Source organism: Pseudomonas brassicacearum (assembly GCF_000585995.1).
In the GTDB taxonomy this organism is placed as follows: domain Bacteria; phylum Pseudomonadota; class Gammaproteobacteria; order Pseudomonadales; family Pseudomonadaceae; genus Aquipseudomonas; species Aquipseudomonas brassicacearum_A.
The window spans coordinates 4,070,750-4,092,563 of record NZ_CP007410.1 but is presented as its reverse complement, the minus strand read 5'-3'; the positions used below and the strand labels follow the sequence as shown (position 1 = coordinate 4,092,563).

Below are 21,814 nucleotides of genomic sequence, written 5' to 3'. Positions count from 1 at the left end.
GGTCAAAAGATTGGCCTATCCGCTGAAGGACCTAACGACCAATGCTGTTCAACGCTGACGATTACTCCGGCGCTTCTGGAGCTGCCGGAATCGGCGTGGGGATTTGCCATGAAGGTTTATTGCCCTCCTGGCTGTCGAATGTGCGACGCGCCTTGCGGAAGTCGTCGACGTTTTCGACGACCCAAGTCCAAATAGGGGACATGCGGATCAACAGCCCCATGCCCAGCGGAGTCAGCTCGTACTCGACACGGGGCGGAATCTCATCGAACGCTCGCCGAATCAGTAGACCATCACGCTCCAGGGAGCGTAGCGTCTTGGTCAACATTCGCTGTGTTACACCGGCCAGCTGCCTTTTTATTTCGGCATGGCGCATGCTGCCGTACACACCCAAGGCATGCAGGATGCCCAATGACCAGCGGCTACCTGCGTGAGCAAGGACTTCGCGCCTGACGCCATCATCATCTTCTCTAAGCGTTTGGCAGATAGCTTCTGCCTGGCTAAGAGTTTCATGATCGGTCATTTCTCCCCCTGGTATCACACGTGTGCCTTCTTATGAGCGCTGCCGAATCGTGCCAGCATCTGTTCATCTTACAGGCAACGGGTTTCAGGAGTAATGATGACCGCAGTGACTCAGTTTTCCCCCCAATCGATCCTCGTTCTAGGCGCCGGAGAACTTGGCCTCCCGGTTTTGCGCAATCTTGCGCAAGTGGCAAAGCGTGCGCCCGGTTCCCGAATCAGTGTCCTGCTCAGGGACTCGACCATCAACACTCAGTTGCCCGATAAGAAGTTGGAAATCGAGGAGCTCCGTGGTCTGGGTATCCAGATGGTTGCGGCAGACTTGGTGAACGATTCGATCGATCAGCTGGCTGAAGTCTTCGCACGTTTCGATACCGTAATAGGCTGCGCAGGCATGGTCGCGGGTCGAGAAACCCCGATGAAGTTGGCAACAGCAGCTCTCGAGTCCGGCGTGAAGCGCTACTTCCCGTGGCAGTTTGGCGTCGATTTCGAGGTGATTGGGCGGGGCAGTCCTCAGGATCTATTCGATGCTCAGCTCGATGTGCGCGAGTTGCTTCGCGCCCAAGACAAAACTGAATGGGTCATCATCTCGACGGGTATGTTCACCAGCTTTCTCTTCGAGCCTGTATTTGAGGTGATTGACTTCGAAAATGACACAGTGAACGCCCTGGGTAGTCTGGAGAACAGCGTGACGCTCACGACACCCGACGACATCGGTACTCTGACGGCGGAAATCGTCTTCTTCGAGCCTCGCTTGCGCAATGAAATCGTCTACCTTTCTGGGGATACTGTGACATATGGGCAGGTTGCGAGCATCCTTGAGCGGGTGCTGGGACGTCCATTCAAACGTAACGTGTGGACTGTTCCGTACCTGATCCAGGAATTGGAAAAAGACCCCACTCACCACATCAAGAAGTACCGCGCTGTGTTTGCCCAAGGCAGAGGCGTGGCTTGGCCTAAAGCTGACACTTTCAACGAGCGGCACTCGATTCAAGTCACCACGGCCGAGCAGTGGGCAAGGCAAAACCTCGCAGGCAAATGAGCGTAAAAGCCCTTCCAGCAAGCCTCTGGCGCCGAAGCTGCGGGTGTTCATTGATTGCATGAACACGAAGCTGTTCAAGCGCCGAGCTTCATCGCCATCCCAACACCAACAGCAGGGATGCGAGGATTGTCGTGCTTGCTGGAGATCATGGGTGTGCCAGGGCGACGAGGGCCGGCACCGTGAGCACGGCGGTGTAATAGCCCATGAATTGGACGCCAATGTTGAAGCCCAGAAAGCGTGAGAGAAATCCGCCAAGCAGGCCGATGGTGATGATAACCAGCAGGCCCAGGAGGCCACCTTCCCAGATGCCGATTACCAGGATCAGGCCAACAAATGTCGAGATCACGGCTTCGTGGCTGATGTTGCGCGACACATAGGAGGCAGCTCTGTGGGCGTAGCTCATGGTGAATGGATAGGCAATCAGAATGGCAATGACCACTGCCAACATGCCGTACCCCAGAAACTCCCACGTGCTGAGCAGAGAGTGCAGGTTGTGCACCTGACCCGTTGCGTTGTCGACGCTAAAGCGTGGGGGAGCATTGAAGAGCGGCGCCGCCGGGCCTGCGGCGACAGGGCTAAGTGGCAGGCCAAACGCGATCAGCGGGATTAACGCTTCGGCGAGATAAGTCGATTCGGTCACCCCGTTTCGAGCGGTGATGACTGTGGTCAACCGATGGTAAACGTGCTTGACCCTCGAGCCGACGACTTCGCCCATGATGACGGTCATGGCAACCGGGCTGAACACAAAGGTGGCGCTGGAGATTACCGCAGTGATGGCCGTCCACAGGCTTTGCCTGCTGTCCAATACCTTGAGTGGATTAGGGAAAAATCCACCCCCGCTTTTTACGTCGGGAGACAAGGAGAAAGTGCGCACCTCCTGGCGTCGCATTGTTTCTCGCTCGGCCGGCGCGAGCGTGGAGAACAGGGCGGCGATCAATGGGCCGATGGCGATGCCGAGGAAGTAGCTGACACTGAGCTTGACCCCATACTGACCGGTGATGCTTTGCAGGGCCACGATCACCATGACGAAAGGGATCAGCGTCAGCACCGCCGCCATGCGACCTTTGGAAAACCATGCAATAGCAACCGCTGCGCACAGGAATACCCAGGGTGCAGCACGCTTGATCATGTCACCGAACGGCGCAAGCATCACGGCGAACAGTACCGCCATCGGAACAGCAATCAACGCAGCAATGACCGCGCCCGAAATCATCTTGCGCAGTGCGATGTGGGGGACGCCCAGATTGCGCAAATAGTTGGCTTCGCGCATGAGTGGCGTTGCCATGGTGTCGCCCGGAATACCCAGTAGCGCCGTCGGTACGGCGTGGGTCATATGTTTGGCCACGGCGCCCGCCAGGAAGAATGTCAGCACACCCGCGGCAGGAACGCCCAGCAGAACCACCAGCAACGTCAGCGGGGCGAGCGTCGTGGTTTCATCGCTACCCGAAATGAGCCCGATCCCGGCAAAAATCACCGCCCCCAGGATACCCATGCCCAACGCAATCAGGATCTGATCCAGCAGGGGGGCGATCATGGTCGGTCACCCTTGAGGCTTCCCGCGCTGACAGCGGCGATGGGAGGGGCATCGAAGCTTTTTGCGCAATTGCTTTGACCTTTCTCGTAATCCGAGAACAGATCATAAAGATCCATTTCACGCAGCTCCGCTATCGTGGCTGGCGGCAGGTCAGTCAGATTGCCGAGGGGGCCGTATTCATTCTCCAACTCGATCAGGATTTTTGAACGCCACGCCGGATCGGCCAGATGTTCCACGACATTGCGCTTGGGTTTGAAAAGCGACGCACTGATGGCTCCGCCTGCGAGGCAACCCACGATACCCACCAGCATCGCGTATGCACGGGCCATCTGCTGAGAGTCTACCCAGCCGACAAACAGATACTGCGCCAGGAAGAACGTGCCGAGGCTGACGATTGCGCCGATGCCAATGGAGTAGATCAAGTGGCGACCGTCTACCGTGTCGCCCCATACTTCAAACAGTTCGGATTTCATTAGGATTCTCCCACTGCCCCTGCGGGCTTTTATTGTTATGAACGTGAAGAGATGCGGTTTGGTTCGTTTCTACAAGGTCATGTGTCGCGAGAAGGGCATCACTGCGCGCGCTTTTGCTTGAGTAATTCAGCCGCTTTGTCTGAACGCACATCCCCCGCCTCAACCATCTGCTTGACCAGCCAATTGAGCTCTTCGCCTTTGGCACCTGCGGAAAGCGCAATGTTGCGCGCATGCAAAGCCATGTGTCCGCGTTGTATTCCTTCCGTCGACAATGCACGCAGTGCGCCCAGGTTTTGAGCCAGGCCCACTGCCACCGCGATTTCGGCGAGTTCCTGCGCCGTCTTCACACCCAGGATGCGGAGCGACAGTTGTGCCAGTGGGTGAGTCTTCGTGGCGCCGCCGACCAGGCCAACAGGCATGGGCATTTCCAGGGTGCCCACCAGATGACCCTTGCCATCTTTTTCCCACGTGGTCAGCGAACCGTAATGGCCATTACGGCAGGCATAGGCGTGAGCGCCGGCTTCCACCGCGCGCCAGTCGTTACCCGTGGCGACGATAAGGGGGTCGATGCCATTCATGATGCCCTTGTTGTGGGTGGCTGCACGATAGGGGTCGATGACAGCAAAGTTGTAAGCATCGAGGATCCCCTCAATGACGTCTTCGCCTTTATAGGCTGCGGTCGTGAGCAGCTCAGGGGCAATGCGGATCTGGGCCCTGGCAAGACGCAGATCCGCCAGGTTGGACAGAATGCGCAGTCGTACCTTGCCTCCGGTAATTTCTTCCATCAGCGGGGCAACCGCTTCAGCCATGGTGTTCACGGTGTTGGCGCCCATGGCATCGCGCACATCCACGATCAGGTGGGCTACCAGCATCGGCCCGCGAGGGCTCTGGGCAAAGGTGTGTACTTCAATGTCGCGGCAGCCGCCGCCCAGTGTGTTAAGCAGTTGATCCCTGCGGTTGGCGAGTTCGATGATTTCGTCTTTGCGCCGCAAAAGGCTCAGACGTGCATTGAAGGGATCTTCGACCTCGACAATCTGCACCTGGGCTCGCATCAGCGGCAGAGAACTGGAGGTCTGGAAACCACCGGCATCGCGTGCCAGCTTGGCCATGAACGAAGCCGCTGCGACCACTGACGGCTCTTCAACCACCAACGGCACGATGACGTCACGACCATTGATTTGGAAGTTACTCGCGACGGCGTAGGGCAATTCGAACTTGCCAATCACGTTCTCAATCATGCCGTCGGCAATTTCCAAGGGGAGGGCGCCGGCATCGCGTAGAAGGGCAACATCCGCTTCTGGAAGCTCAAGCAGCGCCTGCAAATGGCCCAGGCGTTCGGCGGGCGACAGGTTGCGGAACATGGGGAGGCGGGAGTCGATACTCATGTGAAGGGTCCTGGCGCAGTTATTGTTATTGAATGGCTGTCACCCTATTCACATGTGCCAGAGTAAAAAAGGTACAGTTTGGACAGACAGTACCTAAGCTGTACCCTCTGTAACTCATTCGTCCAGGGTTCCATACGATGGCGCGGCTGACACTTGCCCAGCAACTGACGGCCTCATTAGTCGAGCAAATCGGCAACGGCACTTACCGGGTGGGTGACCGATTGCCCTCCCTGCGCGAGTGCATGCGGCTGTTTGGCCATTCGAAAAACACGGTGATCAACGCTTATGAATCGCTGGCCTCCCAAGGACTTGTCGAAGCGCGCCATGGCCAGGGCTTCTTCGTCAAGCAGGGAGCCCCGAGCAGTCACGAACCGGAAGAGCCGCTACCGTTCACCCGGGCGATGGACACCATCTGGCTCATGCGCCAGCAGTTTGTCCGTGAGCCCGGTCACTCGCCACTCGGTGAGGGTTTTCCACCGGTAGAGTGGCTGATGGATTTGCGCTTGGACAAGTTCACCCGGCAGGTCATGCGTATCGGCGTAACGACGCTTTTCCGCTACGGCAACCGGCTGGGGAATGCAGCGCTTCGGCAACATCTGGTGCAAAAACTGGCGACCTACTCAATTACCGCAAACCCTCGCCAGATCGTCACCGCCCATGGGGCCAATCACGCACTGGACCTGATAATTCGTCGGTTCATAGCGCCCGGGGACTACGTTTTTGTCGAGGATCCAGGCTATTACCCGCTATTCGGCAAGCTGCAATTACAAGGCGCTCGGATGCTATCCGTACCCAGATTGCCCGATGGGCCGGACATGGACGTGCTGGAGCAGCATCTGCTTGCGCATAAGCCCAAGTTATTTTTCATGCAGTCTGTCGGGCACAACCCGACGGGCTCCGATATTTCACCCGGCAAAGCCCATCGGTTGGTTCAGTTAGCGCAAGAGCACAACTTCATCCTGGTGGACGACGACGCTTTGGCAGATTTCAAACCGGCATCGGCCATCAAGGTGTCGGCGCTGGATCAGTTGCGATGCTCGCTGTACGTAGGGAGCTTCTCAAAGTCGGTGTCTGCGGCATTGAGGGTTGGGTTCATCGCAGGCAGTAAAGACGTCATAGATGAACTGGGCGACCTGAAAATGCTGCTGCACACCAGCACTTCGGAGCTTTGTGAGCGAACCGTTGACGTCATCCTGACGGAAGGGCATTTCCTGCGCCATCTGATCCGCTTACAAGAGCGGCTAAAAATCGCCACCACGGCAGGTTTGCAGATGCTGGATGACATTGGCGCCGAAGTCTTCGTCAGACCGGAGCAAAGCCTCTATTTGTGGGCCAGGTTTGCTCACATTGACGATGCAAGGGAACTCACCCGTCGACTGCTTCCGAAGGGCTTCATGATTGCCCCTGGACACATTTTTTCTCCGGAACAGTCGCGTATAAATCCATGGACGAGATTGAATGTCGCGTATCTGAATGATCCATTGCTCAAGGCCGTATTGAGCGGTTGAGATTACCGGGCTTCAGCCGCATTAGTGTGTTCATCGATTTTCTTGAGGAGATCCTGGCCCGTGATCTCGATGCGCTTTTTTACCTGGCGGATCCAGGAAAACCATGGCGCCTGGCGGACCACACCACCGTTAACGTGATCACCAGGAGCGCGATGAGGGCAGGCGCAAACGCGGCGACACCCAGGTGATCCAGCAGCACGCCGCCAATGATCCCGCCGCCCGCAATAGCCAGGTTCCAGGCTGTGACCAACATGGACTGGGCGACATCCGCCGCATCTCCCGCCGTCTTGGCCAGTGCAGTCTGGAACAACGTTCCCGCGCCGCCGAAAGCGATCCCCCAGGCACCCACCGCGAAATAGACCGCAGCCAGGCTGTCGTTCATCACCCACAGCAGCAGCGCCGCAATGGCGAACAGGATCGTGCCGGCCAGCGTCAATGGCCGAAGATGCCGGTCGATCAGTACGCCGACGATCCAGATGCCCAGTAGCGACGTGACGCCGAAAACCAATAGGACTTGCTCGGTGCGGTCGGCCAGTCCGGCCGCGCTTAAGAATGGGGCGATGTAGGTGAAGAGAATGTTGTGTGCCAGCACGAACGAAAGCACCACGAGCAGGACCGGCCGAACGCCCGGCAGCGCGAAAACGTGGCCCAAGCCAAAGCGTTTGTTCGCGGCTTGCCCTGGGAAGTCAGGTACTTTCAGGCGCACCCAGACCATCAAGGCTAGCGCAAACAAGCTCATGATCGCGAAGCTCATCCGCCAACCGATCAGGTTGCCGAGCAGGGTCCCGGCGGGCACACCCAGGGATAACGCCAGTGGCGCACCGACCATGGCGATCGCAATGGCCCGGCCTTTTTGGCTCTCTGGCACCAGGCGGGAGGCATAGCCTGCCAACAATGCCCAGAGCAGCCCGGCTGCAACACCGCCCAACATCCGAGCAATGATCGTCAAGCCGTAGCTGGTTGAAATCGCCGTGACCGTATTGGCAACGGCAAAACCTGCGATCGCGAACAACAGAAGCGAGCGTCGCCGCATGCCTTGGGTGGCTGCCGTCAGTGGAATGGCCGCCAGTAACGAGCCGATGGCATAGACAGTCACCCACTGGCCTGCAAGCGCTTCGGAAATGGCCAGCCCTTCGCTGATCTGGGTCAGCAGGCCGGCGGGCAATGCTTCGGTCAGGATCGTAATGAATGCCGCCAATGCCAGGGCAAACAGTGATCCGAGAGGCAGTGGCGCAGGGTTTTGCGCAACGTCTGGAGGGAGCTCGATGTGGGTATTGGCAATCGTCATGGTTCACCTTTTGGTGGTGCAGTTGACGCCCCCGCCGGTGTCGTCAGCAGGGGGGGCGATACGTGCCGACTACGGTAGGGGCCCACCTTGGATGAGACAAGAATGCTAGAGTGCGAAACACATCGGAATAAATGTCCGTAATGGGGCGGGTATGGAATCGCTAAGCGGGATTGATTTTTTTGTCCGGGCCGCTGAAACCCGCAGCTTTTCGGAGGCCGGACGAGCGCTGGGGATTTCGTCCTCAGCGGTGGGCAAAAGCGTCGCCCGACTGGAGGAACGCCTGGGCGTACGGCTGTTTCATCGCAGCACGCGGAGCATCACGCTGACGGCAGAGGGCGCGCTTTTTCTCGAGCGTTGTCGGCGCATTCTCAGCGAAGTGGAAGCCGCGGAATTGGAGTTGTCCGAAACCCGGAAAGCGCCACGGGGCAAGCTGCGGGTGAGTGTGCCGCTGGTGGCGGATTTGATCATGCCGACGCTGATCGCCTTCATGCGTCGCTACCCGAGCATTGAACTGGACCTGGATTTTTCCGATCGGTTAGTGGACATCATCGAGGAAGGGTTCGATGTGGTCATCCGTACCGGTGAGCCGAACGACTCGCGGCTGATGTCCCGTCCATTGGGCCCGTTCAAGCTGTTGGTGGTGGGTTCGCCCCGGTACTTCGCCGAACACGGTACGCCGCAGGTGCCGACTGATCTGCTGCAGCATGCCTGCTTGCTCTATAAATTCCCCAGCACCGGCCGGCTGCAGGTCTGGCCGGTCAGGCAAGAAGGCGAGGCTGAGCTCAATCTTCCGGCGACCCTGCTCTGTAACACCACCGAGGCTCTGCTTCATGTGGTGCGGGATGCATTGGGGATTGCCTGTGTACCGGATTTCACCGTGCGCGAGGCTCTCGCTGCTGGTGAGCTGGTCACCGTCCTGGACGATTTCAATCAGCACCAGAGCACCTTCCGAATGCTTTGGCCTTCCAGCAAGCATCTGGCACCGAAGCTGCGGGTGTTCATTGATTTCATGAACGCTGAGCTGTTCAAGCGTTGAGCCTGCTACTCGCTCGGATCAGTGCAGGGGCGGCACTGCGCAAGGGGATTCATGTCATATGCCCCAGGTTGCCACTGATGGATATACCGACGACCTGTGGCCTGGATTGCGTCAACCATCGTCGCGGCCAATAGTTAACTGTTATAGCTTACGTGATGCATCCATCCTGTCATGCAGGATACGAATGATAGAAACCCCATACGTAGCAATACGGAAGTAAATCATGTGTTGCTCAATGCTTCGTCTTCGGTAGCCAAGTCGAATATGGTCGCAGGCGGGCGCTGTTTTAGGATGCTGCGCCAGATCTGAAAGTGTCGTTGCCAAGATATCGATGTAGTGATTGGCCTGTTTCTGGCCCCACTGCTCAGCCGTGTAAACCCAGATATCTTCAAGGTCACGCTCGGCGGCGGGAGTAAGACGGTATTCAGCCATGAACCTTCAGCATCCTCTGTTTGAATACCTCGGGGTCGAAAGGGCGAGCTCTGCCACTGGCTTCTCCCTCAAGCAACGCTGCGCGGATGGCGTCTACCTCGGCGCTACGTTCCTGCTCACGACGGATCAAGTCGCGAATGTACTCGCTGTCATTGGTGTAATGACCCGCGTCGATCTGCGATTTTATCCAGCTATCCTGCTGGTCAGTCACGGTGATAGTTTTTCGTACAGTGGCCATGGATTGCTCCTAAGAAACTATGTCGATGTGATTTTTATCATACTATTGGTGCGATTTTGTGCAAGCGGGTCTGGCCACCACTCACTTACCACCGGTGACATCGAGGAACGTACCGGTCACGAACGACGCCTGCGCGCTGGCCAGCCACAGGATGGCCCGCGCCACTTCCTCCGGCTGGCCACCGCGGCCCATGGGGATCGAGTCCTTGACGCGATCGACCCGCCCCGGCTCGCCGCCGCTGGCATGCATTTCGGTGTAGATGTGGCCGGGGCGAATACAGTTGACGCGTATTCCTTCCCGGGCCACCTCTTTGGCCAAGCCGATGGTGAAGGTCTCCAGGGCTCCCTTGGACGCCGCGTAGTCGACATATTCATTGGGGCTGCCCAGGCGCGCGGATGCCGAAGAAATGTTGATCACCACTCCACCCGGACCGTTGTGCCGGTTAGACATGCGCTTCACCGCCTGCTGTGCGCAGAGCATCGGGCCAATGGCGTTGACCGCGAAGATGCGCTGCATGCGCTCGAAGCCGAGGTCCTCGAGGCGTGATTGCAGCGCCAGTACCCCAGCGTTATTGACCAATACGTCGATGCGCCCGAACGAGCGATCGATGGCCGCGAACAAATCCGCGACCTGCCCGGGGTCCGCGCTGTCGGCCCGGATGGCCAGCGCCCGGCGTCCCAAGGCCTCCACATCCGCCACCACAGCCAGCGCCGCGGGCTCGTTGGCAACGTAGCTGATCGCGACGTCATAGCCTTGTTCGGCGGCCAGGCGCGCAGTGGCGGCACCCACTCCGCGACTGCCACCGGTTATTAGAATCAGCGGTGCCTGCGAGACGTTTTCCATCGAGAGTACCTCCTGCAACGGTGAGAAATGAGTTGTGTCAGCCGATGATGAGGGTGCCGCTGGCGATCACTGCGCACGCCAGGAGCCGGCGAGCGGTGAGTGTCTCGCCGAGGAACACGTAGCCAATCAACGCCGCGAACAGCACGCTGGTTTCGCGCAATGCCGATACCGCGCCCAAGGGCGCTTCGTTCATGGCGTAGATGACGATTCCATAGGCCAGCAACGAGACCAACCCGCCGAACAAGGCGGTCAATGTACCGGGCCGGACGGCGAATAAACTGCGGGCGTCGCGCAGGCCGATGTACACCGCAGGCATCAGCACGCCCCACAAGGCGCACATCCACACCGTGTAGGCGAGCGGCGCGCCGGAAAGCCGGGTGCCAATGCCGTCGGTGACGCTGTAGGCAGCGATGAAGCAGCCCGTTCCCAAGGCATAGGGCAGGCCGGGCACCGATAGCTGGCGCCCCCTGAAGGCCAGCGAAATGATTCCGCCCGACACCAGCGCAATACCGAGTAGCGCGCCGGGGACGATGCTTTCTCCGGCAAAGACGGCGGCGCCCAGGGTGATCAACACCGGTGACGATCCACGCGCAATCGGATAGGTCTGCCCCAGGTCACCGACCCGGTAGCTGCGCACCAGAAACAGGTTGTAGCCGACATGCAGCAACGCCGAAAGCACCGCATAGCCCCAACTGGCAGCCGCTGGCGGCACCATGAACGCCGCGGCGACGGCACTGGCGATGGCGACTGCGATGCACATGATCGTCATTGACCACAGCCGATCGGCGCCGCCACGCAGTAGCGCATTCCAGCTGGCATGCAGGAGCGCGGCGAAAAGAACCAGCAAGGTGATATGGATAGGCATGCACCATTTTAAGCAGCCCAGATGCCCGGACTACAGCGAAGTCTCCTCATTACGTCATGAGTTAAACCTCATGCACATTACCCATAAGCTCGTTGGACTTTCAGCGCTTCACCTATCAGCCACTGGCGAAAGTTGACGATGTGCGGCTGCGATTCGGTGCCCCTTGGGCAGACGAAATAGTAGGCAAGCGGTGATGGGAACTGCACATCGAACAGCCGCACCAGGCGACCATCGCTGATTTCGCTTTCAACATGCCCGCTGCGCACCAAGGCGACGCCCTGGCCGAGCAACGCGGCCTCGACCGTCATGTTGGTATCCCCAAACCTGACGCTTTCCTTGAGTGGCAAAAACTCCAGCCCGACCTTTTGAAACCAGACCTCCCATTTCGGCACCAGCTCGGCGCCATCTCGGGTCAGCAGCGGGTAGTGCAACAAGTCGGCAGGGCTGCGCGGTGTTCCGAAGCGCTGCAAAAGATCGGGACTTGCCACCGGAAACACCTGCTCGCCGAACAGAAACTCTGAATGCAGGCCCGGGTAAATGCCCTTGCCGAGCCGGATCGCGACATCGGCTTGGGCGTTGGAGAAGTGGATGATCTTGTCCGTGGTGTCCAATGAGACCAACAGCTCGGGATGCAGGCGGGAGAGACTCGGCAAGCGTGGCAGCAGCCACTTCAGTGCGAAGGAATACGTGGTGCTGACTTCGAGTCGGACCCTGCCTTTTTGCTCGCGCAGATCGCCCAGGGTCGCCTCCAGGCTCATGAAGAATTCCCGCACGATGGGCGCCAGCGTAGCCCCGGCTGCCGTGAGGCTTAAGGACTTGCCACGCTCGAACAATTGCAATCCCCAAAGGTCCTCGAGATGCTTGAGCTGGTGACTGACCGCGCTTTGCGTAACGTGCAGCTCTTGGGCAGCAGAGGTAAAGGTCGCGTGCCGGGTGGCGACTTCAAAGGCACGCAATGTGGCGGTCGGCGGCAGGTCTCTCATGGATACGGTTTCCCGGCGAGTCGTCAGAAATGTGTGTCATGAACGTTGGCTCATGATAGATCGTCCGCCTGGTTGACGGCATAATGTTTTCTTTCTCATTCATTGGACGCATGGAAGCATGTTCAAAATTGCCTTTCTCCTATTGCTTGTCACCGCGGTCACAGGTTGCCAGAGCCTTACCCGGCCTGATGATTTCGACTCCTCGCTCGTCAACTTACGCTGCATGTTGTTCGTCGGTGCGAGGCCCTTCGAACAGGACCATCTGCTTTACATCGAGCGATATGCCGATTATGGCAATGCCACGTGCCAGGCCATGCTGGGCAAGTTGTATCAAGAGGGCGGAAACGGCGTTGATCAGGATTTCAGCAAGGCCCGGGCTCTGTTCGTTGAGTCCGCCAAGCTGAGCCCGAGCAGCAATATTCTACTGGGGCGGATGGCCGAGCTTGGTGAAGGCGAGCCCGTGGATTACGCCAAGGCGCGTGAGTTCTATCGCCTCTCGGGTAAGAACGCCGCGCTGCCCCTTGGCCGATTGATGGAGGAAGGCAAGGGTGGCCCGCAGGACCTGCCTGGAGCTTTGGCGTTGTATCTGGATTCGACCGAGTCCTTTCGTGATGACGCGTGGGAAGCCATGAACCGATTGCGCAAAGCAGGGCAGCCGCTCAATGAAGCGCAGGAAAAGCGTTATCAGCAAATATGGCTTACAGGGTTCATCAATCATCAACGCCGCCGTCTGGCTGTTCGTGAGGTGTTCGAGGCGGTCAATGCCACGGGCGAAGTGAAAAAAGTCACGTTGTCCTATCGCTTCAAATCAGACAGCGGCGTACCTCAGGTGACGATGATCAAGGGTTCGGGCGATACCAATGTGGACAAGTGGATCATGGAGGCAGCGCAACAGATCACGATGGGCGACTCCGCGCCGCTGACTGACAGTTCGGGCGTGCAGGATATCCAGGCGCCGCTCATATTTTCGCCTCGAGACACCCGACGCATGAATGGAATATGTGGCAAGAAGTCCTGTAGCTGATGGCGCTTATCGATCGAACACGTCGGGAGAGTAGCTCCAGCAACACAGGACATAGCGCGATATCGAGCATGCCCTGCAGTGGCAGGGCACATGAACTGTCGTTGCAACCACGCTATCGGCAAGCGTGACTATTCCACCGCCTCGACCACCCCCCGATCCTCGCCCAGAAACCCACCGCTCTGGTGATGCCACAGCCGCGCGTAAATGCCGTTTCTCGCCAGCAGCTCGGCATGGGTACCTTGTTCGATGATACGTCCCTCATCCATGACAATCAGTCGGTCCATGGCTGCGATCGTTGACAGTCGATGGGCGATGGCGATGACGGTCTTGCCTTCCATCATTTCATCGAGGCTTTCCTGGATGGCGACTTCGACTTCCGAATCCAGGGCACTGGTGGCCTCGTCAAGCAACAGGATAGGGGCGTTCTTGAGCATCACCCGGGCGATGGCAATGCGTTGACGCTGGCCGCCCGACAGCTTGATGCCGCGCTCGCCCACCAAGGTGTCATAGCCGTTATGACCTTGGCGGTCGCTCAGTTGACTGATGAAGCCATCGGCCTGGGCGTTGGCCGCGGCCCTGCGGATCTGCTCGTCGGTCGCATCCGGACGGCCGTAGGCGATGTTGTCGCGTATGGAACGGTGCAGCAGGGAGGTGTCCTGGGTGACCATGCCGATGGCGCTGCGCAGGCTGTCCTGCGTCACCTGGGCGATGTTTTGACCGTCGATGCGAATCTCACCGCTGTCCACGTCGTAGAAGCGCAGCAGCAGGTTGATCAGCGTGGACTTGCCGGCACCGGAGCGGCCCACCAGGCCGATCTTTTCGCCTGGGCGGATATCCAGGCTCAGGCCATCGAGCACCTGGCGTTCACCGTTGTAGTTGAAGCTGACATTGTCGAAGGTCACCGCGCCGCCAGTGGGCACCAGCACGCGGGCATCGGGCGCATCCACCACCTTGGGGCCAAGGGTCAACGTCGCCATGCCATCCTGCACGGTGCCGATGCTTTCGAACAGCGCGGTCATTTGCCACATGATCCAGTGCGACATGCCGTTGATACGCAACGCCATGGCAGTAATCGCCGCCACGGCCCCGGTGCCGACTTGGCCCTGGTGCCACAGCCACAGGGCATAGCCGCCGGCACCAATGATCAACGCGACCACCAGTGCCTGGTTGACGATTTCGAACTGGCTGACCAGGCGCATCTGGCGAAAGCCGGTGAGCTTGAAATCCTCCATGGCCGCGCGCGCGAAATGCGCCTCACGTTTGGAGTGCGAAAACAGCTTCACGGTGGTGATGTTGGTGTAGGCGTCCGAGATGCGCCCGGTCATCGATGACCGCGCGTGGGCCTGTTCCTGGCCGACTTGCCCCAGGCGTGGCACGAAGTACAGCATGGCCAGGCCGAACAATGCGATCCAGGCAAGGAACGGCAGCATCAATTTCAGGGCGAAGCCGCCGGCCAGTGCAATGATCGCGATGAAGTACACCCCGATTCCGGGTGCGATTTCGATGAGGGTGAACAGGACTTCGCGCACGGCGAGCGCTGTTTGCATCACCTTGGTCGTCACCCGGCCGGAGAATTCGTCGGAAAAAAATGAAAGGCTTTGCCGCAGCATGAGGCGATGGAAATCCCAGCGCAGGCGCAGCGGCAGATTGATCGCCAATACCTGGTGCTGCACCATCGTGCGCAGCGCCACCAGCCCGATGCTGGTGAGCAACACGATGCCGATGCCCCACAACACTCGACTTTCCTGCCCTTGCGCATCGCCACCCGCTTTCCAGGTCGAGAGCAGGTCCACGACCTGCCCGAGGAAGGAAAACAACCAGGCTTCATAAATCGACACACTGGCACTGAGCAGCGCGAACGCGAGCATGTAGCCACGGGCGCCTCGGGTGCAGGCCCACAGGAACCGTACCAGGCCGACAGGGGGCGGTGGTGCTTCATCGGGTGGGAAAGGGTCGAGTCTTCGTTCAAACACACGAAGCATTGTGGCCTCCAAAAGATTCATGATTGGAGGATTCTGCCATTTAATGGCTGCTTTGAGGGTTTTGCGCAGAGGAGAGGGCTGCGGGATTGGCGCTGAGTCGCTCTGCTTGAAATGATAAGGGGGCAGGCTACAGCGCCGGACGCTGCAGATGGACCCACTCCTGGACGGCTGGTCGTTGCCATTGGCGCTGCGCGTATTCCACCAACGCCGTGGGCACTGGGTCACCATTGAGTATCAGTCGGTTGAGCATCAACGCCAGGTCCACATCGGCAATCGACCATTGACCGAACAGGTACTCTGGGCTGTCGGCCAGCAGCGTTTGTGCGGCACCGATCAACTTGCGTGCTGCCGATTCGGCAAGGGACGACAAGGGCGCTGATTTGAGGCCATAAAACACCACCAATGTGGAACGCTCCTGTCGGATCGGCAACAGGTCACTGCGCAACCAGGCCTGGACTTGTCGTGCCTTCGCCCGCTGCAGGCGGTCTTGTGGGTAAACCGGCGGCAGAGGAAATACCTCTTCCAGATACTCAGTGATCGCCGAAGATTCAGACAGGGCAAAGTCGCCATGCACGAGTGTAGGTACGCGCTGAGTCAGCGAAAGGTTGGCATAGCCCTCTGTCTGGTTTTCGGAGACTTCGAGATCTATCGGGCTCATTTCAAATTCGATGCCCTTTTCGCGTAGCACCACGAAAACCGACATGGCATACGGGCTGGTGAATTGAGAGTCAACGTAAAGGCGCAGGCGGGAATTACTCACGGCGGTCATCTCCATATGCATTGAAGGGCACACCCTACGAGTTCCCCGGCGATAAATAAAATGCATGATTTTTATGGGCGTATTCCTGATCGGAATACCTTATTGCTCGCCTTGCGCATCCTTGACGGAGAGCTGGAAGTGATATTAGGTAGAACTGAATATCCTTATAGGAAGAAAAATGATTTCACACGTATTCATCGGAGTGAATGACTTCAGGCGAGCGCTTGTGTTTTATCAAGGGGTCCTGCAAACCCTGGGGCTCGAGTCCAAGTTCACCGACCTTGAGCGACCCTGGGCGGCCTGGAAACACCCAGACACCCCACGTCCTCTGATCGTGGTGGGCAAGCCTTTCAATGGCGAATCAGCATCTCCAGGCAACGGGCAAATGATTGCTTTGTTGGCGCCTGATCGGCAGAGCGTAAACACGGCTTATGCCTTGGCGTTGACATTGGACGGAACTTGCGAAGGGGCTCCAGGCCTGAGGCCGGAATACCACCCGGATTATTATGGTGCGTACTTTCGAGATCCCGAAGGCAATAAAATATGCGTTTGTTGCCACGAGGCGGAATGATGCACTGCACATTGTTGTCGGCACATGATCAATTAAACGTTAAGAGAAACTTAATCGATAAAGTGTGTGGGGCTTAAAGGCAACTATTCAACAGGAAGGAATTCGCCATCGCTGCGTTCACCTGCAGTTGGTCGGCCCAGACGGGCGCCCGGTCAATTCTGACAAGAATGTCAGGAAGCGGTCAGCCCCAGGACACCTTTGTCCTATAGGCTGGTGGATGGTCTACACGCCTGCTCGGATCGCTTGAGACATAAATCAGGGACTGTCAGGACCCGCGCTGCTTCCACAGAGGAGTTACCCGATGCGTTTGCTCATCATTGAGGACGAAGAAAAGACGTCCTCTTATGTGCATCGTGGCTTGAGCGAGCTCGGCTACATTGTCGATGTCGCGACGAATGGCATCGATGGCCTGCACTACGCGCTGGAGATGGATTACGACGTCGTGATCCTGGATGTCATGTTGCCGGGCAAGGACGGTTACGGCGTGCTGCAGGGCTTGCGCCTGCACAAGAAAACCCCGGTCATCATGTTGTCGGCAAGGGGCACGGTGGATGATCGTGTCCGGGGGCTGCGAGAGGGCGCCGATGATTACCTGGCCAAACCCTTTTCCTTCGCCGAACTGGTCGCGCGCGTCCAGGCATTGATCCGGCGTCGCGCCGATGACACCGCCGACCCGACGCACTTGCGCATCGATGACCTGGAGGTCGACCTGCAGGCACGCAAGGTCACCCGGGCCGGGCTGCGGCTGGATCTGACGGCCAAGGAGTTCTGCCTTTTGAGCCTGCTGGCGCGACACCAGGGTGAGATTCTTTCCAAATTGATGATTGCCGAGCAGGTCTGGGACATGAATTTCGACAGTGACGCCAATGTGGTCGAAGTGGCGATCAAGCGCGTGCGATCCAAGGTGGATGCACCTTATCCACGCAAGCTGCTGCATACCGTCCGTGGCATGGGTTATGTACTGGAAAGTCGTGAAGCCGAAAGCAGGCAAAATGGGGCGCCATGATGAAAGGATCGATAGCCAAGCGACTCGCCCTGATGTTTGCCCTTGCCGTCATGCTGATCACCGCGATCAGCGCGACACTGTTGCGCTGCTCTTTGAAGCAATCGCTTGAAGTCCAGATGCAAAACGAGTTGATCCTGCGCCATTCTGTCCTCGACCCCGTGCTTGCAAAATACGATTCCCCGGCATTCTGGGTCGGTTTGCGTCAGAAACTCGATGGCCTGACGCCCGCGGATGAGCGGGTGCGTTATTGGATTCTGGTTGAAGACCCTGACTACACATATGGTGGGCCGATGCCGGACGGCCAGGATTGGTCGAAGCGTCCGGATGGATTTTTCACCGTTGAGATACCGGAGCGAGATCGTCCCATGGTGCTGTCGATCAAGACCATCGCCCCCATGGGGAACCGTCCGGAGCTGCGCTTTATCGTGGGACTCGATTCAACGCCATTCATGAAGACCCTGGACCATTTCACCAGAACGCTGATCCTGACGTCGGCGGTGGGCGTTGTGTTGGTTACGCTGCTGGGTTACTGGATCGCGCGTTTCGGCCTGGGCCCGGTCAGGCGGCTGAGCCGTCAGGCCAACAGTCTGCCGCCGGGCGATTCAAAACAACGACTGGACACCGAGGCGCTGCCAAGCGAGTTGCAGGAAATGGCGGTGTCGTTCAACGGCGCCCTGGCTCGCCAGGAAGCCGCCTGGTGCCAGCTCGAAGGATTCAATGCCAATGTGGCCCACGAACTGCGAACGCCCCTGACCAACCTGATCGGGCAGACCCAGGTCGCGTTGGCCCACGGACGGGACGTGAATGAGCTTCAGGATCTGTTGCAGTCGAACCTCGAAGAGCTGGAACGGATGGGCACCATCGTCAATGACATGCTGTTCCTGGCGGGCGCCGAAAGCGGTCAGCGGGCAACCGAGTTGAGTGATGTCTCGCTTTATGAAGAAGCCTCGAAGACCGTGGAATACCTGGAGCCCGTTTTGCTCGACAAACAGTTGAGTGTGGTGATCGACGGCGACATGCGCGTATGTATCGACCGGCGTCTTTTCCACCGTTCCCTGGCCAATCTGCTGCAAAACGCGGCGCGCTACGCAGTGCCGGCGAGCACCATCACGGTGAGCCTGGAAAACCGTGGAGTGCAGGCCACGGTGAGTGTTTCCAATGCCGGGGAACCCATCGATAACGTGCACCTGGAGCGCTTGTTCGAGCGTTTCTATCGGGCTGATGCCGCCAGGGCGCGAAGCGACGCGCACCATGGCCTGGGACTCTCCATCGTGCGGGCGGTGGCGTCCATGCATGGCGGACGTGTGTTCGCCCACAGCAAGGACGGGCTCAACACTTTTGGATTTTCCCTGGCGAGCCAAGCCGCGCGCTAGCCGCCGCTGCCCACTCCCACCCAGACATTGCCATGCCTGAGTGAACGTCGGCGTTTCTCCTGCGCCGGCGTTTGACATCTTCCTGTCAGTCAGCAGTCACCTTGACGTCAGTGTCCCCCTCCTAGAGTGCTACGACCGTCCCGGTAAGGACAGTCGTGGAGTCCACTATGAACATTCAAAACGTATCGATCACCGGTTTGCTGGCAGTGATCGCCTTGAGCGGTTCGCCTCTGTTCGCCGAAGAACAATCGCCCCCCCCCTGAATACGAATACGGCATGCCGCTGGACATCGCCCAGGTTGTTCGCATCGATGAGCCGAGATCGCAGGTGTGCGAGGTCGTGCGAGCAAAGATGACGTACGTCGATACCCAAGGGGTGACGCAGCGCATCAGCTTTCTGAAATTGGCCGAGGCGTGCGTGCTCCAGTGAGCAGCCTGTCATTGCAACTCATCATTCCAATAGGGAACTCAGTCATGTGGAATAAAACAACACCGGTAATGAACCTTGAGAACAACATCAGCCGATTTGGGACGTTGGCTCGTACCCTTGCCGCGGGTGTCTTGCTGCTGAGCGCCATGAGCATCGAAGCGTCTGCTCGTGTTGCACCGAAACCCGACTGGTCGACCGGCGATATACCCTCCCAGAAGGGCCGAATCGTCTTGATCACCGGCGGCACCAGTGGCATGGGCTATGAGGATGCGCTGGCACTGGCGCGTGCCGGCGCCGAAGTGATTATCGCCGCGCGCAATCCTGAGCGCGGCGCGGAGGCCATCGCACGCATCCAGATGTCGGTGCCCGATGCCAAGGTGCGGTTCGAGGCCGTGGACCTGGCCAACCTTTCCTCTGTGAGCGGTCTGGCCCAGCGCCTCAATCAGAAGCTGTCGCGCCTTGACGTGTTAATCAACAATGCCGCGATCATGGCGCCGCCCGAACGAGGTACGTCTGCGGATGATCTCGAGCTTCAATTGGCGACCAATTACCTGGGGCATTTCGCGCTCACCGGCCTGTTGATGCCGCTCTTGCGTCAAAGCCAGGACGCCCGCGTGGTGAGCCTTTCAAGCATTGCCGCCGCGCGTGGCACCCTGAACTTCGATGACCTTCAGGCCGAGCAGAAGTACGACCCGTATGCGGCCTACGCACAATCGAAACTGGCCATCCTGAATTGGGCATTCGCGTTGCAGCGGCGCAGTGACGCCGAACGTTGGGGCATTCGCAGCATCGCTGCGCACCCCGGCGTCGCCGTGACCGAGTTGGTCGCGCGGGGTCCCGGCCTCAACAGTGCGTTCGGCCAGCGCTGGGCAGAAGACCGCGACGCGTACCACTCCTCGGCACAAGGGGCGTTGCCCACGCTGTACGCCGCCACCGCACCGGAAGCCGTCGGCGGCGCTTATTACGGTCCGACCGGTGACGAAGAAAAACGTGGTCCGCTGGGCTTCGCCAAGACGCCCGCCGCCGCAACCGAGGAGGCGGACGCCGAACGGCTTTGGGCTGTCTCTGAGCGACTGACCGGCGTGGCCTATCGCTGATGCACCTGGGGCGCGGGAATCCGTCCCGTGCCCGCCTTTTGGCTTGTCGTCGTCTCCCAGGAGTTCCCATGAGTACGCCTTCCTTCCTGCATCGTCTGAGTCTGGCGCTTAACGCACAAGACGATGAACTGTGTCCGGCACTGTGCGGGTTTGTGCTGTTCCTCTGCCTTTTCACTGGCTATTTCATGCTGCGCCCGATCCGTGAATCCATGGGGATCACGGCGGGCGTGGAGAATTTGCAATGGCTGTTCACCGCAACCTTTCTGGTCATGTTGGCGGCCGTCCCGATGTTTGCCTGGCTCAGTTCTCGGGTTCCGCGCCTGCGCCTCGTTGATTGGGTATACGGGTTCTTCGCCATCAACTTGCTGATGTTCGTCGAGCTGTTTGAGTTCCAGCCGGACAGTGTGTGGCTAGCCCGTACCTTTTACGTATGGATCTCGGTGTACAACCTGTTTGTTGTGTCTGTGGCCTGGAGCCTGATGGCGGATGTCTTCGACGGTGAGCAGGCCAGACGTCTATTCGCTTTCATTGCCGCGGGGGCCAGTGTGGGTGGCCTGCTGGGGCCAGCATTGAGTGCGATGCTCATCGAAACGCTCGGCGCGTCAGGGTTGATGTTTCTGGCAGCCTTGCTGTTAGGTGCTGCCCTGGGGTTGAAACAGACATTGATGCGCTGGCGCGCCACGGGTGGGGCCGGTCGACCCGGTGCCGCGCCGACACAAAGCCCCCGCCAACCACTGGGTGGCAATCCATTCAGCGGCTTGACCGCCGTGCTCAAGTCGCCTTACTTACTGGGGATTGCAGGTTTCGTGGTGTTGTTGGCGACGGTGAGCACTTTTCTCTATTTCGAGCAGGCTCGTTTGGTGGCTGAGTTGTTTCCTGATCGCGAGACGCAGGTGCGCGTCTTTGGCACCCTTGATTTCATCGTGCAAGCCGGTGCATTGCTCTCTCAGTTATTCATCACCGGACGCATCGCACCGAAGCTGGGCGTGGGGGCGTTGCTGGCAGTTGTACCGCTGTTGATGTGCATCGGCTTCCTGGGCCTCGCCCTGGCGCCGGGTTTCGCGGTGCTGGCGGCATTGATGATCGTGCGGCGGATCGGCGAGTATGCATTCGTCCGACCGGGCCGGGAAATGCTCTTTGCACCGCTGGATGCCGAGAGCAAGTACAAGGCCAAGAACCTGATCGACACCGTCGTTTACCGCGCAGGGGATGCCGTCAGCGGCTGGGCCAAGAGCCTGCTCGACATGCTGGGGCAGGGGGCCGGCATGACAGCAGTGATCGGCGCCGGTTGCGCATTGCTGTGGGGGTACCTGGGCTTTCAGTTGGGGCGGCAGGCCGATCACTTGCAGGGCGAGTCGGTCCCAATGCAGGCGAGCGCCGCCGAAACTTAACGACTTGATGAGGCGCCGGAGCTTGCCTGACTGTTCGA

Annotated in this window: 22 protein-coding genes; 10 read left to right on the top strand and 12 right to left on the bottom strand. The window is 58.9% G+C overall.

All coding sequences use genetic code 11. The features are described 5' to 3' along the window. Positions 1-61 precede the first annotated feature (61 nt). On the bottom strand, positions 62-520 hold the full coding sequence (locus CD58_RS17240) for a winged helix-turn-helix transcriptional regulator (protein ID WP_025214248.1): 459 nt from the start codon (positions 518-520) through the stop codon (positions 62-64). Between the two features lie 96 nt (positions 521-616). Here CD58_RS17240 and CD58_RS17235 point away from each other — a divergent pair, with 96 nt between their 5' ends. Further along, complete coding sequence (locus CD58_RS17235; protein WP_025214247.1) at positions 617-1,558, top strand: aromatic alcohol reductase; 942 nt, start codon at positions 617-619, stop codon at positions 1,556-1,558. Positions 1,559-1,703: 145 nt separating this feature from the next. Here CD58_RS17235 and CD58_RS17230 read toward each other — a convergent pair whose 3' ends face one another. The 3 genes from CD58_RS17230 to CD58_RS17220 form a co-directional block, all read right to left on the bottom strand. Continuing rightward, positions 1,704-3,092: a tripartite tricarboxylate transporter permease gene (locus tag CD58_RS17230; RefSeq protein WP_025214246.1), complete on the bottom strand. Its 1,389-nt coding sequence runs from the start codon at positions 3,090-3,092 to the stop codon at positions 1,704-1,706. Beyond that, entirely contained in the window at positions 3,089-3,565 is a 477-nt protein-coding gene (locus tag CD58_RS17225) for a hypothetical protein (protein WP_025214245.1), read from the bottom strand. Before CD58_RS17225 ends, CD58_RS17230 begins: the two co-directional genes overlap by 4 nt. A gap of 98 nt (positions 3,566-3,663) precedes the next feature. Continuing rightward, on the bottom strand, positions 3,664-4,950 hold the full coding sequence (locus CD58_RS17220; RefSeq protein WP_025214244.1) for a hydroxymethylglutaryl-CoA reductase, degradative: 1,287 nt from the start codon (positions 4,948-4,950) through the stop codon (positions 3,664-3,666). 137 nt (positions 4,951-5,087) lie between these two features. Between CD58_RS17220 and CD58_RS17215 the strand changes: the two genes are divergently transcribed. After that, complete coding sequence (locus CD58_RS17215) at positions 5,088-6,458, top strand: PLP-dependent aminotransferase family protein (protein ID WP_025214243.1); 1,371 nt, start codon at positions 5,088-5,090, stop codon at positions 6,456-6,458. Positions 6,459-6,537: 79 nt separating this feature from the next. On the opposite strand, the gene CD58_RS17210 is transcribed toward CD58_RS17215, so the two are convergent. Continuing rightward, entirely contained in the window at positions 6,538-7,746 is a 1,209-nt protein-coding gene (locus CD58_RS17210) for an MFS transporter (protein WP_025214242.1), read from the bottom strand. A 151-nt stretch (positions 7,747-7,897) separates the two neighbouring features. Between CD58_RS17210 and CD58_RS17205 the strand changes: the two genes are divergently transcribed. Next, positions 7,898-8,782: a LysR family transcriptional regulator gene (locus CD58_RS17205; RefSeq protein ID WP_025214241.1), complete on the top strand. Its 885-nt coding sequence runs from the start codon at positions 7,898-7,900 to the stop codon at positions 8,780-8,782. Positions 8,783-8,923: 141 nt separating this feature from the next. Here the strand turns inward: CD58_RS17205 and CD58_RS17200 are convergent, their stop codons facing one another. From CD58_RS17200 to gcvA, 5 genes are all read right to left on the bottom strand, one after another. Next, positions 8,924-9,214 (bottom strand): type II toxin-antitoxin system RelE/ParE family toxin, encoded by a 291-nt coding sequence (locus CD58_RS17200; RefSeq protein WP_025214240.1) that lies wholly within the window; start codon positions 9,212-9,214, stop codon positions 8,924-8,926. Beyond that, positions 9,207-9,452, bottom strand: a complete 246-nt coding sequence (locus CD58_RS17195) for a type II toxin-antitoxin system ParD family antitoxin (protein ID WP_025214239.1) — start codon at positions 9,450-9,452, stop codon at positions 9,207-9,209. The genes CD58_RS17200 and CD58_RS17195 overlap by 8 nt, the downstream gene beginning before the upstream one ends. Before the next feature lie 81 nt (positions 9,453-9,533). After that, entirely contained in the window at positions 9,534-10,295 is a 762-nt protein-coding gene (locus CD58_RS17190; RefSeq protein ID WP_025214238.1) for an SDR family oxidoreductase, read from the bottom strand. A 37-nt stretch (positions 10,296-10,332) separates the two neighbouring features. Then, on the bottom strand, positions 10,333-11,160 hold the full coding sequence (locus CD58_RS17185) for a DMT family transporter (RefSeq protein ID WP_025214237.1): 828 nt from the start codon (positions 11,158-11,160) through the stop codon (positions 10,333-10,335). 77 nt (positions 11,161-11,237) lie between these two features. Continuing rightward, entirely contained in the window at positions 11,238-12,143 is a 906-nt protein-coding gene (gcvA, locus tag CD58_RS17180; protein WP_025214236.1) for a transcriptional regulator GcvA, read from the bottom strand. Positions 12,144-12,261: 118 nt separating this feature from the next. On the opposite strand from gcvA, the gene CD58_RS17175 reads away from it, so the two are divergent. Then, positions 12,262-13,167 carry a tetratricopeptide repeat protein gene (locus tag CD58_RS17175; RefSeq protein ID WP_025214235.1) on the top strand — a complete coding sequence of 302 codons (906 nt, stop codon included), beginning with the start codon at positions 12,262-12,264 and terminating at the stop codon, positions 13,165-13,167. Positions 13,168-13,295: 128 nt separating this feature from the next. Here CD58_RS17175 and CD58_RS17170 read toward each other — a convergent pair whose 3' ends face one another. Further along, positions 13,296-15,149 (bottom strand): ABC transporter ATP-binding protein, encoded by a 1,854-nt coding sequence (locus tag CD58_RS17170; RefSeq protein ID WP_025214234.1) that lies wholly within the window; start codon positions 15,147-15,149, stop codon positions 13,296-13,298. A 127-nt stretch (positions 15,150-15,276) separates the two neighbouring features. Next, positions 15,277-15,909: a glutathione transferase gene (gene yfcF / locus CD58_RS17165; RefSeq protein ID WP_025214233.1), complete on the bottom strand. Its 633-nt coding sequence runs from the start codon at positions 15,907-15,909 to the stop codon at positions 15,277-15,279. Positions 15,910-16,087: 178 nt separating this feature from the next. On the opposite strand from yfcF, the gene CD58_RS17160 reads away from it, so the two are divergent. From CD58_RS17160 to CD58_RS17135, 6 genes are all read left to right on the top strand, one after another. Further along, the gene (locus CD58_RS17160) at positions 16,088-16,480 is read left to right on the top strand and encodes a VOC family protein (RefSeq protein WP_025214232.1); all 393 of its coding nucleotides are present in this window, start codon (positions 16,088-16,090) and stop codon (positions 16,478-16,480) included. 301 nt (positions 16,481-16,781) lie between these two features. Then, positions 16,782-17,486, top strand: coding sequence for a heavy metal response regulator transcription factor (locus tag CD58_RS17155; RefSeq protein ID WP_025214231.1), 705 nt, complete (start codon positions 16,782-16,784; stop codon positions 17,484-17,486). Then, the gene (locus CD58_RS17150) at positions 17,486-18,859 is read left to right on the top strand and encodes a heavy metal sensor histidine kinase (RefSeq protein WP_049866964.1); all 1,374 of its coding nucleotides are present in this window, start codon (positions 17,486-17,488) and stop codon (positions 18,857-18,859) included. The genes CD58_RS17155 and CD58_RS17150 overlap by 1 nt, the downstream gene beginning before the upstream one ends. 276 nt (positions 18,860-19,135) lie before the next feature. Further along, a complete protein-coding gene (locus CD58_RS31465; protein ID WP_235195269.1) occupies positions 19,136-19,288 on the top strand; it encodes a DUF2790 domain-containing protein in 153 nt (50 codons plus the stop codon). A gap of 44 nt (positions 19,289-19,332) precedes the next feature. Then, the gene (locus CD58_RS17140; protein WP_025214229.1) at positions 19,333-20,385 is read left to right on the top strand and encodes an oxidoreductase; all 1,053 of its coding nucleotides are present in this window, start codon (positions 19,333-19,335) and stop codon (positions 20,383-20,385) included. 68 nt (positions 20,386-20,453) lie between these two features. Then, a complete protein-coding gene (locus CD58_RS17135; RefSeq protein ID WP_025214228.1) occupies positions 20,454-21,776 on the top strand; it encodes an NTP/NDP exchange transporter in 1,323 nt (440 codons plus the stop codon). Positions 21,777-21,814 lie beyond the last annotated feature (38 nt).

Excerpts from the sequence above, each read along its gene's own strand:
- CD58_RS17195 (WP_025214239.1), bottom strand. The coding sequence starts at position 9,452 with ATGGCCACTGTACGAAAAACTATCACCGTGACTGACCAGCAGGATAGC.
- CD58_RS17210 (WP_025214242.1), bottom strand. The coding sequence starts at position 7,746 with ATGACGATTGCCAATACCCACATCGAGCTCCCTCCAGACGTTGCGCAA.
- CD58_RS17220 (WP_025214244.1), bottom strand. The coding sequence starts at position 4,950 with ATGAGTATCGACTCCCGCCTCCCCATGTTCCGCAACCTGTCGCCCGCC.
- gcvA (WP_025214236.1), bottom strand. The coding sequence starts at position 12,143 with ATGAGAGACCTGCCGCCGACCGCCACATTGCGTGCCTTTGAAGTCGCC.
- CD58_RS17170 (WP_025214234.1), bottom strand. The coding sequence starts at position 15,149 with ATGCTTCGTGTGTTTGAACGAAGACTCGACCCTTTCCCACCCGATGAA.
- CD58_RS17215 (WP_025214243.1), top strand. The coding sequence starts at position 5,088 with ATGGCGCGGCTGACACTTGCCCAGCAACTGACGGCCTCATTAGTCGAG.
- CD58_RS17135 (WP_025214228.1), top strand. The coding sequence starts at position 20,454 with ATGAGTACGCCTTCCTTCCTGCATCGTCTGAGTCTGGCGCTTAACGCA.
- CD58_RS17155 (WP_025214231.1), top strand. The coding sequence starts at position 16,782 with ATGCGTTTGCTCATCATTGAGGACGAAGAAAAGACGTCCTCTTATGTG.
- CD58_RS17185 (WP_025214237.1), bottom strand. The coding sequence starts at position 11,160 with ATGCCTATCCATATCACCTTGCTGGTTCTTTTCGCCGCGCTCCTGCAT.
- CD58_RS17150 (WP_049866964.1), top strand. The coding sequence starts at position 17,486 with ATGAAAGGATCGATAGCCAAGCGACTCGCCCTGATGTTTGCCCTTGCC.
- CD58_RS17160 (WP_025214232.1), top strand. The coding sequence starts at position 16,088 with ATGATTTCACACGTATTCATCGGAGTGAATGACTTCAGGCGAGCGCTT.
- CD58_RS17190 (WP_025214238.1), bottom strand. The coding sequence starts at position 10,295 with ATGGAAAACGTCTCGCAGGCACCGCTGATTCTAATAACCGGTGGCAGT.
- CD58_RS17200 (WP_025214240.1), bottom strand. The coding sequence starts at position 9,214 with ATGGCTGAATACCGTCTTACTCCCGCCGCCGAGCGTGACCTTGAAGAT.
- CD58_RS17175 (WP_025214235.1), top strand. The coding sequence starts at position 12,262 with ATGTTCAAAATTGCCTTTCTCCTATTGCTTGTCACCGCGGTCACAGGT.
- CD58_RS17240 (WP_025214248.1), bottom strand. The coding sequence starts at position 520 with ATGACCGATCATGAAACTCTTAGCCAGGCAGAAGCTATCTGCCAAACG.
- CD58_RS31465 (WP_235195269.1), top strand. The coding sequence starts at position 19,136 with ATGCCGCTGGACATCGCCCAGGTTGTTCGCATCGATGAGCCGAGATCG.
- CD58_RS17225 (WP_025214245.1), bottom strand. The coding sequence starts at position 3,565 with ATGAAATCCGAACTGTTTGAAGTATGGGGCGACACGGTAGACGGTCGC.
- CD58_RS17235 (WP_025214247.1), top strand. The coding sequence starts at position 617 with ATGACCGCAGTGACTCAGTTTTCCCCCCAATCGATCCTCGTTCTAGGC.
- CD58_RS17205 (WP_025214241.1), top strand. The coding sequence starts at position 7,898 with ATGGAATCGCTAAGCGGGATTGATTTTTTTGTCCGGGCCGCTGAAACC.
- CD58_RS17140 (WP_025214229.1), top strand. The coding sequence starts at position 19,333 with ATGTGGAATAAAACAACACCGGTAATGAACCTTGAGAACAACATCAGC.
- CD58_RS17230 (WP_025214246.1), bottom strand. The coding sequence starts at position 3,092 with ATGATCGCCCCCCTGCTGGATCAGATCCTGATTGCGTTGGGCATGGGT.